13 protein-coding genes are annotated in these 15,550 nt (G+C 52.6%); 6 read left to right on the forward strand and 7 right to left on the reverse strand.

The features are described 5' to 3' along the window. Positions 1-245: 245 nt before the first annotated feature. Both acnB and yacL read left to right on the forward strand, forming a co-directional pair. The gene (acnB, locus tag KCG39_RS23170; RefSeq protein WP_004129020.1) at positions 246-2,843 is read left to right on the forward strand and encodes a bifunctional aconitate hydratase 2/2-methylisocitrate dehydratase; all 2,598 of its coding nucleotides are present in this window, start codon (positions 246-248) and stop codon (positions 2,841-2,843) included. A gap of 175 nt (positions 2,844-3,018) precedes the next feature. Continuing rightward, entirely contained in the window at positions 3,019-3,381 is a 363-nt protein-coding gene (gene yacL / locus KCG39_RS23175) for a protein YacL (protein ID WP_004129024.1), read from the forward strand. Positions 3,382-3,412: 31 nt separating this feature from the next. Here the strand turns inward: yacL and speD are convergent, their stop codons facing one another. From speD to KCG39_RS23200, 5 genes are all read right to left on the reverse strand, one after another. After that, complete coding sequence (gene speD, locus KCG39_RS23180) at positions 3,413-4,207, reverse strand: adenosylmethionine decarboxylase (protein WP_004108061.1); 795 nt, start codon at positions 4,205-4,207, stop codon at positions 3,413-3,415. Positions 4,208-4,221: 14 nt separating this feature from the next. Then, positions 4,222-5,085 carry a polyamine aminopropyltransferase gene (gene speE, locus KCG39_RS23185; protein ID WP_004129027.1) on the reverse strand — a complete coding sequence of 288 codons (864 nt, stop codon included), beginning with the start codon at positions 5,083-5,085 and terminating at the stop codon, positions 4,222-4,224. 151 nt (positions 5,086-5,236) lie between these two features. Beyond that, the gene (locus tag KCG39_RS23190) at positions 5,237-6,946 is read right to left on the reverse strand and encodes an FKBP-type peptidyl-prolyl cis-trans isomerase N-terminal domain-containing protein (protein WP_142468522.1); all 1,710 of its coding nucleotides are present in this window, start codon (positions 6,944-6,946) and stop codon (positions 5,237-5,239) included. Beyond that, positions 6,943-7,362 (reverse strand): hypothetical protein, encoded by a 420-nt coding sequence (locus tag KCG39_RS23195; protein ID WP_032742041.1) that lies wholly within the window; start codon positions 7,360-7,362, stop codon positions 6,943-6,945. The genes KCG39_RS23190 and KCG39_RS23195 overlap by 4 nt, the downstream gene beginning before the upstream one ends. A 267-nt stretch (positions 7,363-7,629) precedes the next feature. After that, the gene (locus KCG39_RS23200) at positions 7,630-7,977 is read right to left on the reverse strand and encodes a YacC family pilotin-like protein (protein WP_004872121.1); all 348 of its coding nucleotides are present in this window, start codon (positions 7,975-7,977) and stop codon (positions 7,630-7,632) included. A 146-nt stretch (positions 7,978-8,123) separates the two neighbouring features. On the opposite strand from KCG39_RS23200, the gene cueO reads away from it, so the two are divergent. Then, entirely contained in the window at positions 8,124-9,707 is a 1,584-nt protein-coding gene (gene cueO, locus KCG39_RS23205) for a multicopper oxidase CueO (protein ID WP_142468521.1), read from the forward strand. Between the two features lie 80 nt (positions 9,708-9,787). On the opposite strand, the gene KCG39_RS23210 is transcribed toward cueO, so the two are convergent. Continuing rightward, a complete protein-coding gene (locus KCG39_RS23210) occupies positions 9,788-12,178 on the reverse strand; it encodes a glucose/quinate/shikimate family membrane-bound PQQ-dependent dehydrogenase (protein ID WP_142468520.1) in 2,391 nt (796 codons plus the stop codon). Between the two features lie 203 nt (positions 12,179-12,381). Here KCG39_RS23210 and hpt point away from each other — a divergent pair, with 203 nt between their 5' ends. Next, positions 12,382-12,918 (forward strand): hypoxanthine phosphoribosyltransferase, encoded by a 537-nt coding sequence (gene hpt, locus KCG39_RS23215; protein ID WP_014227950.1) that lies wholly within the window; start codon positions 12,382-12,384, stop codon positions 12,916-12,918. Between the two features lie 50 nt (positions 12,919-12,968). Here hpt and can read toward each other — a convergent pair whose 3' ends face one another. Then, positions 12,969-13,631, reverse strand: a complete 663-nt coding sequence (can, locus tag KCG39_RS23220) for a carbonate dehydratase (protein WP_004129036.1) — start codon at positions 13,629-13,631, stop codon at positions 12,969-12,971. A 107-nt stretch (positions 13,632-13,738) separates the two neighbouring features. Between can and KCG39_RS23225 the strand changes: the two genes are divergently transcribed. Further along, positions 13,739-14,665 carry an ABC transporter ATP-binding protein gene (locus KCG39_RS23225; protein WP_004872112.1) on the forward strand — a complete coding sequence of 309 codons (927 nt, stop codon included), beginning with the start codon at positions 13,739-13,741 and terminating at the stop codon, positions 14,663-14,665. After that, positions 14,662-15,432, forward strand: coding sequence for an ABC transporter permease (locus KCG39_RS23230; RefSeq protein WP_004129040.1), 771 nt, complete (start codon positions 14,662-14,664; stop codon positions 15,430-15,432). The genes KCG39_RS23225 and KCG39_RS23230 overlap by 4 nt, the downstream gene beginning before the upstream one ends. The last annotated feature ends 118 nt before the right edge of the window (positions 15,433-15,550 follow it).

Genomic DNA, 15,550 nt, shown 5'->3' on the forward strand with positions numbered 1-15,550 from the left:
TTGGACAATTATGTGTAACAGAATTAATTTTATATACCGCTAAATTGACAGAAAACCTGCAATATTCTGCCCTTAACGATTCAGCTAATTTTTAATGTTGCTTTTTTGTAAACAGATTAACACCCCGCCAAAATCCTGCTATGCTGCCGACGCGGTATCGGGCATTTACCCTACAAACTGCTGTCTCACAGGAGCGTGAAGAGAATCGCCTACCGCATTTTACAATGAGAGCGAGGAGAACCGTCGTGCTAGAAGAATACCGTAAGCACGTAGCTGAGCGTGCCGCCGAGGGGATTGTACCGAAACCCTTAGATGCAACCCAAATGGCCGCGCTGGTAGAACTGCTGAAAAACCCGCCAGCGGGTGAAGAAGAATTCCTGTTAGACCTGTTAATTAACCGCGTACCGCCGGGCGTCGACGAAGCCGCCTATGTTAAAGCCGGATTCCTTGCCGCGATCGCCAAAGGCGAAGCAACTTCTCCACTGGTTACCCGTGAAAAAGCTGTCGAACTGCTGGGCACCATGCAGGGCGGTTACAACATTCATCCCCTGATTGACGCGCTGGACGACGCAAAACTGGCGCCGATTGCCGCGAAAGCGCTGTCCCACACTTTGCTGATGTTCGACAACTTCTACGATGTAGAAGAGAAAGCCAAAGCGGGCAATGAATATGCCAAACAGGTGATGCAATCCTGGGCTGATGCTGAGTGGTTCCTGAGCCGTCCTCAGTTGGCTGACAAAATCACCGTGACCGTTTTTAAAGTCACCGGCGAAACCAACACCGATGACCTGTCTCCGGCCCCTGACGCCTGGTCCCGCCCGGACATTCCGCTGCACGCGCTGGCAATGCTGAAAAACGCCCGTGAAGGCATCGACCCGGATCAGCCTGGCGCCGTCGGCCCGATTAAACAAATTGAAGCACTGCAGCAAAAAGGTTTCCCGCTGGCGTACGTCGGCGATGTCGTGGGTACCGGTTCATCGCGTAAATCCGCCACCAACTCGGTGCTGTGGTTTATGGGCGACGATATTCCGAACGTGCCTAACAAACGCGGCGGCGGTCTGGTTCTCGGCGGCAAAATTGCGCCTATCTTCTTTAATACCATGGAAGATGCCGGCGCGCTGCCGATTGAAGTGGACGTAAACAACCTGAACATGGGCGACGTGATCGACGTTTATCCCTTTAAAGGTGAAGTACGTAACCACGAAACCGGCGAACTGCTCGCGACCTTCGAGCTGAAAACCGACGTACTGATCGACGAAGTGCGCGCCGGTGGCCGTATCCCGCTAATCATCGGTCGTGGCCTGACCACCAAAGCGCGTGAAGCGCTTGGCCTGCCGCACAGCGACGTATTCCGTCAGGCGAAAGACGTGGCGGAAAGTAGCCGCGGATACTCTCTGGCGCAGAAAATGGTGGGTCGCGCCTGCGGCGTGGCCGGAGTTCGTCCGGGCGCTTATTGCGAACCGAAGATGACCTCCGTAGGCTCTCAGGACACCACCGGTCCGATGACCCGTGACGAGCTGAAAGACCTGGCGTGCCTGGGCTTCTCTTCCGACCTCGTGATGCAGTCCTTCTGCCATACCGCCGCTTATCCTAAGCCGGTGGACGTCACCACGCACCACACGCTACCGGACTTTATTATGAACCGCGGCGGCGTATCGCTGCGTCCTGGCGATGGTGTTATCCACTCCTGGCTGAACCGTATGCTGCTGCCGGATACCGTCGGTACCGGTGGTGATTCGCATACCCGTTTCCCTATTGGCATCTCTTTCCCGGCAGGTTCTGGCCTGGTGGCGTTTGCCGCCGCGACCGGCGTCATGCCGCTGGATATGCCGGAGTCGGTGCTGGTGCGCTTTAAAGGCAAAATGCAGCCAGGCATCACCCTGCGCGATCTGGTGCACGCCATCCCGCTGTATGCGATCAAACAGGGCCTGCTGACCGTTGAGAAGAAAGGTAAGAAAAACATCTTCTCTGGCCGCATTCTGGAGATCGAAGGTCTGCCGGATCTGAAAGTTGAGCAGGCGTTTGAATTGACCGATGCCTCCGCAGAGCGCTCGGCTGCAGGCTGCACGATCAAGCTGAACAAAGAGCCGATCGTTGAGTATCTGACCTCCAACATCGTCCTGCTGAAGTGGATGATCGCGGAAGGTTACGGCGACCGCCGTACGCTGGAACGTCGCGTTCAGGGCATGGAAAAATGGTTGGCGGATCCGCAGCTGCTGGAAGGCGATGCGGATGCAGAATATGCGGCGGTGATCGATATCGATCTGGCCGATATCAAAGAGCCAATCCTCTGCGCGCCGAACGATCCGGACGATGCGCGTCTGCTGTCCGACGTGCAGGGTGAGAAGATCGATGAAGTGTTTATCGGTTCCTGCATGACCAACATCGGCCACTTCCGCGCGGCTGGTAAGCTGCTGGACAACCACAAAGGCCAGCTGCCGACCCGTCTGTGGGTGGCGCCGCCAACCCGCATGGATGCCGCGCAGCTGACTGAAGAGGGTTACTACAGCGTGTTTGGTAAGAGCGGCGCGCGTATTGAAATCCCTGGCTGCTCCCTGTGCATGGGTAACCAGGCTCGTGTTGCTGACGGTGCGACGGTGGTTTCTACCTCAACCCGTAACTTCCCGAACCGTTTGGGTACCGGCGCTAACGTCTTCCTGGCCTCTGCGGAGCTGGCGGCAGTCGCCGCGCTTATTGGTAAGCTGCCGACGCCGGAAGAGTACCAGACCTACGTTGCTCAGGTGGATAAAACTGCGGCGGATACCTACCGCTATCTGAACTTCGACCAGCTGGGTCAGTATACTGAGAAGGCTGATGGGGTGATTTTCCAGACCGCGGTATAACGCAATAAGTCAGCGTTGTATATAATCCCTTCAATGCCCGGTGAACATTGCATCACCGGGCATTTTTATTTCCAATCCCTCCGTCCGCGACGCTTTTTTTCTCCCTTACTGCTGCGATAATGACGCTATGGGTACAGTGCAGCGGTGACGCACTGCCCTTGCAGAGGAAAAGACTATGGATTACGAATTTCTGCGCGATATTACCGGAGTGGTCAAGGTGCGAATGTCGATGGATCATGAGGCTATTGGCCACTGGTTCAACGAAGAGGTTAAAGATAACCTTACCCTGCTTGATGAAGTTGAGCAGGCCGCGCGCACCGTCAAAGGTAGCGAACGTTCCTGGCAGCGTGCCGGTCATGAATACACATTATGGCTGGATGGGGAAGAAGTGATGATCCGCGCCAATCAGCTGGATTTTTCCGGCGATGAGATAGAAGAAGGAATGAGCTACTACGACGAAGAAAGCCTCTCGCTGTGCGGTATTGAAGATTTTTTACAGGTCGTTGCCGCCTATCGTGAGTTTATGCAGCAGCGCTAAGTCTGGCGGAGCCTCCGTGCTCCGCCGGGCGTTACACCGCCGGTATATTTCTTGCGTAGTAAATTTCACGCATCTCTTTCCACAGCCGGTCGGTGATGACCCTGCGCTCTTCTTCGGTTAAATCTTCCGGCCTGGTGTGAAACATGTAGTGCTTGAGGTCGAATTCCTTAAGCAGCATCTTGGTATGGAAAATATTCTCCTGGTAAACGTTCACGTCCACCATGTCATACAAAGACTTAATATCCTCGGACATGAAGTTCTGAATGGAGTTAATTTCATGATCGATGAAGTGCTTCATGCCGTTCACATCACGGGTAAAACCGCGAACGCGATAATCAATGGTGACAATATCGGATTCTAGCTGGTGAATCAGATAATTCAGGGCTTTCAGCGGTGAAATGACCCCGCAGGTTGAGACTTCAATATCGGCGCGGAAGGTGCACAGCCCGCCTTCAGGATGGCTTTCAGGATAGGTATGAACGCAGATATGGCTTTTATCGAGATGCGCCACAACGGTTTCCGGTAGCGGGCCCGGGTGTTCTGTCTGATCGATAAGCTGCGGATCGATAGGCTCTTCGCTGACCAGGATCGTCACGCTGGCCCCTTGTGGCTCATAATCCTGACGCGCAATGTTGAGAATATTAGCGCCGATAATTGAACAGGTCTCGGACAAAATTTCTGTCAGGCGGTTGGCGTTATAGAGCTCGTCAATATAGGCGATGTAGCCATCGCGCTCCTCTGCCGTTTTCGCGTAGCAGATATCATAGATGCAAAAACTCAGGCTTTTGGTCAGATTGTTAAAGCCGTGCAGCTTCAATTTTTTCAATTTAGATCACCCCCTTACTTAACAGTGGATAGCGCATCCAGTAAATATTGCGGTAAAGCAAATGCCGCCGCGTGAATTGCCGGATTGTAATAACGGCACTTCAGGTTCGATTTATGAAAGCGGGCCTGGATGATTTCGCTGGAAAGGTGGCGAAGGGCTTCGTTGTCCGTGGCCCATGCGAAGGTCATGATGCCGCCGTAATAGGTTGGAATCGCCGCCTGATAGAAGCTCACATCGCTAAAGTAGTGACTGAGTTTACGATGGCTATCGACGGCCTCATCCTGCTGCAGGAAGCTGACGCCGTTCTGAGCGACGAAAATCCCACCAGGATTGAGGCAGCGTTTACAGCCTTCATAAAATGCGGAAGTGAACAGGCTCTCGCCGGGACCGATAGGATCGGTGCAATCGGAGATAATGACGTCAAACGTTTGCGCCGTTTGGTTAACAAAATTGACGCCATCGTCAATGACCAACGTAAAACGCGGGTCGTCGTACGCGCCAGCGTTATGATTAGGCAGATATTGACGACAGAACGAAACCACGCCAGCGTCAATTTCTACCATGGTGATGCTTTCGACATTACCGTGGCGAGAGACTTCGCGCAGCATGGCGCCATCGCCGCCGCCGATAATTAACACATGTTTCGCCTGACCGTGGGCCATTAGCGGAACATGGGTCATCATTTCATGGTAGATAAACTCATCACGCTCGGTGGTTTGTACCACCCCGTCCAGCGCCATCACGCGACCAAACGCCGCGTTTTCGAAAATGATTAAATCCTGGTGATCGGTTTTCTCATGATACAGAACGTTATCAACGCTGAAATACTGACCAAAATGGTCGTGCAGCGTTTCATGCCACAGATTGCTATCGGCCACGGGCAGATCCTCCTTTGTTAACATCTGTTACACCCATTAAAATGAGCGCAACATCATAGCCAACTATAGAAGATGATGCACGGCGGATATTTCAGCAAATGAGGCGTGGTAAGAAAATTGGGAACGCCTCCCCCGGCGGAAGGCGCGAGGATCAGGGTTTTTTAGCCTGCGGTTCTGCTGCTGTGGCGTCAACGATTCTGAGCGAATATACCATGGTCGCTCCCGGCGGGATTTTAGGCGGCTTGCCCTTGCTGCCGTAGGCCAGTTCGGGAGGGATCACGACCGTAATAGCCCCGTGATTTCCCAGCCGTTTTATGGGGCCAAGGAACAGGGGAGGATAAGATTTCAGGGATTGAGACCACACTTTTCCCTCCGCTTCCATATCGTTAATGACTGTTCCGTCGATAAGCGTTTCTTTGATGGTGACGGTAACGATATCGCTATCGAGAATCTTGCCCTTACCGGCATAATCTATGCGGCTGTAAACGCCATCTTTCAATACCACCCCTTTTTGCTTCGCGAACTTTTGCTGATATTTCTTTCCTTCGCTAAGCGTTTGCTGTTCGATCTTCTTCAGGTTCTGAAAGACTTCTTTAGACACATCGAACAAAGCTTTATTGCGCGCTTTCTCATCAAGGGCGATATTTCCGGAAAAAGAATCCTGGATACCCTGCAGTACGGTATCTTTGCTCATTTTTACACCCTGGGAATCCCGGGTGGATAAGAGCTGTAGCACTTCATCACCCATCGATACGCCGATAGCGTAAGCCTGCTGCAGGGACTCTTTGGCAAGGTCGATAGCCGCTGGTTTTTTAGCTTCGGCATCAGCAAGCATGGTCTTTAGCCGGGTAATTTCATCTGCGCTGGCCTGCAGTAGGGCTTTGTCTTTATCGGCGGCATCCCCCTGAAGGGATGACTGCTGCTTGCTGATGATAAAGGAATCGAGTTTAGCGGTGAGCGCCTGTTTTTCTACCCCCGCAGCCGCCAGTTTTGCCGTTAAATCCTTTTGTTCCGTTTCATAGGCGGCGAGCTTCGCTATCACGGCTTTATGATCTGTTTCAGACGCTTCTAGCTTCGTTTGTAGCGTCTGCCTGACGGCGTCAGCCGCAGTGAATTTTGCGAGCATTTGCTGTTGAGATAACTCAGCAGCAGTGAGCTTGCTCATGAGCGCTTGTTTGTCTGATGCCGCAGCCGTGAGCTTAGAGGCCGTATCTTGCTTTTCCGCTTCCGCTGCGGCGAGTTTCTTTATCAGCGTCTGCTTTTCAGCGGTTGCCTCAGTCAGCTGCAGCTCAACTTTTTGTTTTGCGGATTCTACTAATACCAGCTTTTTTTCTTGCTGCAGAATTTTATCTTCGGAGGCATTACGTTGGCCCACCTCCTGTTTTATTTCAGCTGCGGTCGTTAGCTCTTTTTCTATTAATCGTTGTTTTTCGGCTACAGCAGTTGCTAATTTTTTCTCAAGCAGCTGAATTTTATCCGTCAGCTCTTTTTGGCTATCTGCTGCGGCATTAATCGTTGCGGGTTTAGCTTCCAGCTGCTGTCGAAGCTGGCGGATAAGTTTATCTTTTTGAGAAATTATTGCAGCCTGACGGGAAATATCATTAGTATTCTGAACGCTTTTTTTATTGGTGGTTTTTGTATTATTGTTTTTTTCCTCAACGGGCTTTACTGGCTCGCGACTTTCTTGCGCCTGCTGCTCTTTAGCGTAATTTAAAAATGCAGGGCCTGAAGCGTCACTGCTTGAACTCGCTGTGACGCTTATCAGCGCATCTTTTTCCGCATAGGCGTTCGGCGATAGCGCCAGCACAAACACTGCTGCCAGCGATACCGAATTGAAGTTTTTAGCTATTTTTCCGTTCATAGCTGAACATTTTCACCACGTTTAACAAGACTATCTATCAGTGCCTTTTCAATATCAGCGCATAGCTTGATTGATTTGAACTGGTACATCGAATCGATCCCCTGTTTTGTCGGTTCAGCCACTTTACTGCGAACAGAATTATATTGGGTTGCAGCACTCAGGAGGGCGGTGAACTCATTACCGAGTTTGTCTGCCTGCTTTGGATTCACTTCTTTCAGAGATTCAAGAGCCTTGCGGCAGGAGTCCAGACGCGCTTGCTCATCGGCGACTCTCTGCTGTTCCGTTTGTTGTTGGCTTAATGTCGTATCAGATAATGGTTTCATTAATCTGGCGGATTGCCTGGACTGTATTGAATTACAGCCGACTAATAAAATGACAGCCACAGGCGCTATGCGTGTAAATAAGGATATGTTCAAGGTTTCATTCTATTGATAAAAAAGGAGTGTTATCGGGCGATAATAGTGTGCAAAAAAGAAGATTGCAATATTAGAGTTTTGTTTTTGGAAATCTATTTTTTATATTTGTTTTATTAATGAATCAAGTGCTTAATGAATTAAGTTTGAATTATCATTGAATTCTATGAATTGAGATATAAATTAAAGCGCGCAGTTAATTGAACCACTATTATTACGGCGCATCATAGCCGTATTCTCACGGCTACCGATTTGTTGAAATCAGGGGGATTATTTCACGTAAGCAAGCAGGCTTAGTGAGTCACGCGCCAGCGCTTTACATTTTTTGGTGGTGGGGATTTTGATTCCGCTGAGGTCCCGGTAGCTATCTTCACCCAGCGCTTTCATATTGAAGCTGTCGTAATTGCTTAAATCCCACTGGTTCTGCTGAGCAAAAAAGACCAGGGCGCGGCGAATCTGTGTGTTAGGCAGATTTTGATAACCGCAGTCGTTCTTCAGGAAGACGAATACTGCCGTTAAATCAGCCATATCCTCCGCTTCGGACTCGCTTAATGCATAGCTATTGGCGGAGAGAGTGAGCAGGCTGCCAAGCACTATTGTTCTGAAAAGCGTCTTCATTTTTTCTACCATTGAATCACGGACAAACAACGTTAGCATACTTCGTTACACTGCGCCGAGCTTTATTCTTACTCTTCTGCTTGACCTTCCTGTTAGGGGAGGGTTTAAGCTCAATTATTCACCAGCAGAATAAAAAGGATGTGAAAATGCAACGTCGTGAGTTTCTTAAACTAACCGCTGCGGTCAGCGTAGCCAGCGCATTGCCGCTATGGAGCCGCTCGGTTTTCGCCGCCAGTCGTCCATCTTTGCCTGTACCGGAGCTACTTACCGCCGACGCGCGCAATCGCATCTCGTTAATCATCCAGGCCGGAAAAACGCAGTTCGGCTCTCATCTTGCGACCACCTGGGGCTATAACGGTAATCTGCTGGGCCCGGCCCTACAGCTTAAGCAGGGTGAGCAGGCAACCATCGATATTCATAACCGGCTGGCGGAGGAGACCACCGTACACTGGCACGGTCTCGAGGTTCCTGGCGCCGTTGACGGCGGTCCCCAGGGCGTGATTGCCGCCGGAGGCTCCCGCACGGTGAGCTTTACCCCAACGCAGCGGGCGGCGACCTGTTGGTTCCATCCTCATCAACATGGCAAAACTGGCAGGCAGGTCGCGATGGGGCTGGCGGGGCTGGTATTGATTTCTGATGCGGAAAGCGAAAAGCTGCTCTTGCCAAAGCAGTGGGGAATTGATGATGTTCCGGTGATTGTGCAGGATAAAAAGTTCACCTCAGCGGGAGAGATTGATTATCAGCTCGATATTATGAGCGCAGCCGTTGGCTGGTTTGGCGATACGCTGCTGACTAACGGGGCACTCTACCCGGAACATGCCGCGCCTCGCGGCTGGTTAAGGTTGCGTCTGCTTAACGGTTGTAATGCGCGTTCTTTGAATTTCGCCACCAGCGATAAGCGGCCCATGTACGTGGTGGCAAGCGATGGTGGTCTGCTGGCTGAGCCGGTGAAAGTCAACGAGCTGCCGGTGTTGATGGGGGAGCGTTTCGAAGTGCTGGTGGATACCACTGACGGAAAACCCTTTGATGTAATTACACTCCCGGTTAACCAGATGGGGATGGCGGTTGCTCCGTTTGATCGGCCGCAGCCGGTGTTACGCGTGCAGCCACTGACTATCCAGGCTTCGGGTAAGCTGCCGGATGTTCTGGCCGCTATGCCAGCGCTGCCCTCTCTTCAGGGGCTTACTCAACGTACTCTGCAGCTCTCTATGGATCCGATGCTCGATATGATGGGCATGCAGGCGCTGATGCAAAAATATGGCGACCAGGCGATGTCCGGTATGGACCATGGCATGATGATGAATCATGGCGATATGGGGAATATGAATCACGGAAACATGAATCATGGCGGCATGGCGCAGATGAAGCACGGTCATCAAAGTTTTGATTTCCATAATGCAAACCGGATCAACGGTAAAGCCTTTGATATGAATGTTCCCATGTTTGCGGCGGCGAAAGGGCAATATGAGCGGTGGGTGATTTCCGGCAAAGGCGACATGATGCTGCATCCTTTCCATATTCACGGTACTCAGTTCCGTATTTTGTCCGAAAACGGTAAAGCGCCGGCACCCCACCGGAGCGGCTGGAAAGATACCGTCAGGGTGGAAGGCGATGTGAGTGAAGTGCTGGTGAAATTTGACCACGATGCGCCGAAAGAGCATGCCTATATGGCGCACTGCCATCTGCTGGAGCATGAAGATACGGGGATGATGCTTGGATTTACGGTGTAGGCCGTCTAAGCGGGCTCGCTTCGCTCGAAAAGAGAGAGATGTGCCATAGAGAAAAGGCCCGGAAACCGGGCCTTCTTTGTTTACTTCGCGTCGTCCGGTAAAGCATAAGCGACGATATAGTCGCCCATCTTCGTGCCAAATGAACCGTGACCGCCCGCAGAGATGACAACGTACTGCTTGCCATTCACTTCATAGGTCATCGGCGTCGCCTGACCGCCTGCCGGCAGACGTGCCTGCCATAACTTCTCGCCGTTGCTCATATTGTAAGCGCGCAGGTAGTTATCCGCGGTCGCGCCGATAAACAGCACATTGCCGGCCGTCGAAATTGGGCCGCCCAGCATCGGCATACCCATGGTGAACGGGAGCTTAATCGGCATCGGGAACGGCAGGCTATCCTGCGGCGTACCGATACGTTTTTTCCACACCACTTCGTTGGTTTTCAGATCCAGCGCGGAGATATAGCCCCATGCTGGCTGTTTGCAGGGCAGACCAAACGGTGACAGGAACGGGTTGAGCGTGACGCCGTAAGGGACGCCGTACTGCGGCTGAATACCGGCTTCGGTACCGGAACCTTTGGCGTCTTTTGGCTGCTCCATCGGATTACCCGGTCCGCGAGGGATCAGTTTTGATACAAACGGCAGCGCCATTGGGTTAGCAATCGCCACCTGGCGGTTCGGATCGACGGAGATACCGCCCCATTCGAACATCCCCAGGTTACCCGGGAAGACCAGCGTACCTTGTTCTGACGGTGGGGTGAAAATCCCTTCATAGCGCAGCTGATGGAAGATAACGCGGCACACCAGCTGGTCGAACATGGTGGCGCCCCACATATCCGCGCCGGTCAGGTCTTTCTTCGGTCGGAAGCTCAGGTCGGAGAACGGCTGGGTTTTCGCGACGTAGTCACCTTTCGCCGCCCCTTGCGGAACCGGTTTTTCCGGCGCCGGGACGACCAGCTCGCCGTTACGGCGATCGAGGACAAAAATATTACCGGTTTTTGCCGGAGCGTAAATTACCGGCACGGTTTTGCCGTTCACGTCAATGTCCGCCAGCGTCGGCTGAGACGGCATATCCATATCCCACAGATCGTGATGAACGGTCTGGTAGCTCCATGCCAGTTTACCGGTCGTGGCGTTTAGCGCCACGATGGAGCTGGCATAGCGCTCTTGTTCAGGCGTACGGTTGCCGCCCCAGATATCCGGGGTGGTCACGCCCATAGGCAGGTAGACCAGATCCAGCTTCGCGTCATAGGCCGCTGGTGCCCAGGAGTTTGGTGAATTCAGAGTGAAATGATGTTCATCATCAGGAATTGCGTTGGGATCTTTCGCGCCCGGATCAAAGGCCCACAGCAGTTTACCGGTATTCACATCAAAGCCGCGAATAACGCCTGACGGCTCGCGGGTGGAGAAGTTATCGGTCACGGCGCCGGCGATGACGATTGTCTTATCGGTAATAATCGGCGGTGAAGTGGGTTCATACATGCCCGGCGTGGTGACAGGCATATTGGTTTGCAGGTTGAGAATGCCTTTATTGGCGAAGGACTCACACAGCTTACCGGTTTCGGCATTGATGGCGAACAGGCGGCCATCGTTGACCGGAAGAATAATGCGGCGCGGGCAGTCGGCAACCACTTCCGCCGGCGCGTTATCTGCTTTGGCTTCATGATATGAAACGCCGCGGCAGGTCACATGCTGGAAAGACGGGTCCGCGTTGAGCTGCGGATCGAAATGCCACTTTTCTTTACCGGTGGCCGCATCAAGCGCGAACAGGCGCTGGTGGGCGGTACACAGATAGAGCGTGTCGCCAACTTTAATCGGCGTGACTTCATTGGTGATTTCACCCGGATCGTTAGGTTGCTTGAGATCGCCCGTACGGAATACCCATGCCTCTTTCAGGTTCTTCACGTTATCGGCGTTAATCTGCTTCAGCGGCGAGTAGCGCTGGCCTTCCTGGTTGCGGCCATACGCCGACCAGTCGCCATCGGCCACCTCGGAAATTGGCGCTGCTGGCGTTGCATCAGCGCTCAGCGTACCGTTAACTTCCTGCGGGTCGTTGAAGCCAGCCCAGGTCAGGATGCCGCCGCTAATCAGCAGGGCGACAACCAGCCCGGCAACGGCGCCAGAGGAGGGAATCGGCAGGCGGCGCCAGACAAACGGTAGAATAAGCCAGATGCCGAAGAAGACCAGGATGTCGCTACGCGGAGTCAGCGCCCAGAAGTCGAAGCCAACTTCCCATACGCCCCAGATCATGGTGGCGAGCAGCAGTGCGGCGTATAGCCAAAGCGCAGAACGCTTACCGCGAAACAGCATGACGGTGACGGCCAGCATCACCAGACCTGCGACAGGGTAGTACCATGAGCCGCCAAGAGCGACCAGCCAGGCCCCGCCTGCTAAAAGATATAGGCCACAGAACGCTGCAAAAAGAGCCGTCAGCGTCACGAGTAACCGTGATTGTTGAGATTTTGTTTCTGCCATAGAAGGACACTCGTTTGTTTGTTAATTTTTTAACTGCAATTAATTATAGGATTTAACAAGTGTGATCGGAATCACAAAATGGGCTTTATTAATCACTGCATCGTATATTTCTTTTTGCTGGTATACTGCGTGGCTTGCCGGTCAACGTCGGTGCAATCGCAGCGGAGTTGATGATTTACATTAAGAATCAAATGGTTAGTTTTATGAAACATACTGTAGAAGTGATGATCCCGGAAACCGAGATCAAAGCCCGTATTGCTGAGCTCGGTCGCCAAATCAACGAGCACTACAAAGATAGCGGCAGCGAAATGGTGCTGGTGGGGCTGTTGCGTGGCTCGTTTATGTTTATGGCCGACCTGTGCCGTGAAGTTCAGGTACCGCATGAAGTCGATTTTATGACCGCCTCCAGCTACGGTAGCGGCATGTCTACCACCCGTGACGTCAAAATCCTCAAAGACCTGGATGAGGATATCCGCGGTAAAGATGTGCTGATAGTGGAAGACATCATCGACTCTGGCAACACGCTGTCAAAAGTACGCGAAATCCTCAGCCTGCGTGAACCGAAATCGCTGGCGATTTGTACACTGCTCGATAAGCCAAGCCGCCGCGAAGTGAAGGTGCCGGTTGAGTTTGTTGGTTTTGCGATCCCGGACGAGTTCGTGGTGGGATACGGCATCGACTATGCTCAGCGCTATCGCCACCTGCCATATATTGGCAAAGTGACGCTGCTGGACGAGTAACGCGGATTTTCTATCCCGGCTTATCCGGGATATTAAGAGGGGCGCGTGAATTACTTGTGATTGACGTGCTTGCTTTTAAGGTTGGAAATTCCATGGCGATAGCGCTGTTCCAGCGTTTCGCGGCTGACGGCGGTCACGTCCAGATCGCGTAACATGCCGTCGTGAATACCGTAGGCCCAGCCGTGAATCGTCACTTTCTGTCCACGCTTCCACGCCGACTGCATAATCGTTGAATGGCCAAGGTTGTAAACCTGCTCCATCACATTCAATTCACACAGCGTATCAAGGCGGCGCTCTTCGGGCATTTCTCCCAGCAGCGAGCTGTGCTTAAACCAGATATCGCGAATATGCAGCAGCCAGTTGTCGATAAGGCCTAGCTCGGTATTTTCAATCGCCGCCTGCACGCCGCCGCAGCCGTAGTGGCCACAGATAATGATGTGTTCGACTTCCAGTACGTCGACCGCGTATTGCACCACGGAAAGACAGTTCAGATCGGTATGAATCACCAGGTTGGCGACGTTACGGTGTACAAACAGCTCGCCAGGTTCCAGGCCGGTCAAACGTTCAGCGGGAACGCGGCTATCGGAACATCCAATCCACAGAAAGCGCGGCTTTTGCGCCTGTGCCAGTTTCTCAAAGAAACCGGGGTCTTCCTCCACCAGCATTTTTGACCATAGTGCATTGTTGCTGATGAGTGTATCTATATCGTTCATGGATGTTTACGGGCCTGTAACCAAGTAAGTGCGTTGCGCTAATATAGGTTAACCTCACATTTTTTAAAACAACCCATCGCGTGTCACGACACGAGAAGAGACATTTAATGACCATTGCTCTGGAACTAAAACAGCTCAAAAAAACCTACCCCGGCGGGGTTCAGGCGCTGCGCGGAATCGATCTTCAGGTAGAAGCGGGCGATTTTTACGCGCTCCTGGGGCCGAACGGCGCGGGAAAATCCACCACTATCGGCATTATCAGTTCGCTGGTGAACAAAACCTCCGGTGAGGTCAACGTGTTTGGCTATGACCTGCAAAAGGATGTGGTTAACGCCAAACGCCAGCTCGGCCTGGTGCCGCAGGAGTTCAACTTTAACCCCTTTGAAACCGTACAGCAGATTGTCATTCACCAGGCGGGCTACTACGGCGTTGAGCGCAAAGAAGCCATCGCCCGTAGCGAAAAGTACCTCAAACAGCTCGATCTTTGGGAAAAGCGCAACGAACGCGCGCGGATGCTCTCCGGCGGCATGAAGCGCCGCCTGATGATTGCCCGTGCGTTGATGCATGAACCGAAGCTGCTGATTCTCGATGAGCCAACGGCGGGAGTGGATATTGAGCTGCGTCGTTCGATGTGGGGATTCCTGAAAGATCTGAATGATAAAGGCACCACGATCATCCTGACGACCCACTATCTGGAAGAAGCCGAAATGCTGTGTCGCAATATCGGTATTATTCAGAACGGCGAGCTGGTGGAAAACACGTCGATGAAGGCGCTGCTTTCCAAGCTGAAATCAGAAACCTTTATTCTCGATCTGGCTCCCAAAAGCCCGTTACCGGTACTGGAAGGCTATCAGTATCGTCTGGTTGATACGTCGACGCTGGAGGTTGAGGTGCTGCGCGAGCAGGGGATTAACAGCGTATTTACGCAATTGAGCGCGCAGGGAATACAGGTATTAAGTATGCGTAACAAAGCTAACCGTCTGGAAGAGCTGTTTGTCACGCTGGTACACGATCGGAAAGGAGAATCGGCATGATGCAGCTTTATTGGGTCGCGCTGAAAAGCATCTGGACCAAAGAGATCCATCGCTTTATGCGTATCTGGATCCAGACGCTGGTGCCGCCGGTCATAACGATGACCCTTTACTTTGTCATTTTCGGTAACCTGATTGGCTCGCGCATCGGTGAAATGCACGGTTTTACCTATATGCAGTTTATCGTGCCGGGGCTGATTATGATGGCGGTGATCACCAACGCTTACGCCAACGTCGCTTCATCATTCTTCAGCGCGAAATTTCAGCGCAATATTGAAGAACTGCTGGTCGCGCCGGTCCCCACCCATGTGGTGATCGCCGGCTATGTGGGCGGCGGCGTTGCCCGCGGTCTGTGCGTCGGGATTCTGGTGACGGCGATTTCGCTGTTTTTCGTACCGTTCCAGGTTCACTCGTGGGTATTTGTCGCCCTGACCCTGGTGCTGACCGCCGTGTTATTTTCACTGGCCGGTCTGCTGAACGCGGTGTTTGCCAAAACCTTTGATGATATCAGCCTCATTCCGACCTTCGTGCTGACGCCGCTGACCTACCTCGGCGGGGTTTTTTATTCGCTGACCCTGCTGCCGCCGTTCTGGCAAGGCCTGTCGCATCTGAACCCGATTGTCTATATGATCAGCGGCTTCCGCTACGGCTTCCTCGGGATTAACGATGTTCCGCTGGCCACCACCTTCGGCGTGCTGGTGGTGTTTATCGTCGCATTTTATATTTTGTGTTGGTATCTGATCCAGCGCGGGCGCGGGCTGCGCAGCTAATTTAGCCGTTCATGGCGCTTCGCTGCGCAGTTAAGCGAAGCGCCAGCAAACAATTTTGATTGCCATCACCGATATTTATCGCTTCCCTTGCTAAATTGTTTGCCTGCTAAGGAGGTAG

The sequence above is a fragment of the Klebsiella pasteurii genome (genome assembly GCF_018139045.1).
GTDB classification, from domain to species: Bacteria; Pseudomonadota; Gammaproteobacteria; order Enterobacterales; family Enterobacteriaceae; genus Klebsiella; species Klebsiella grimontii.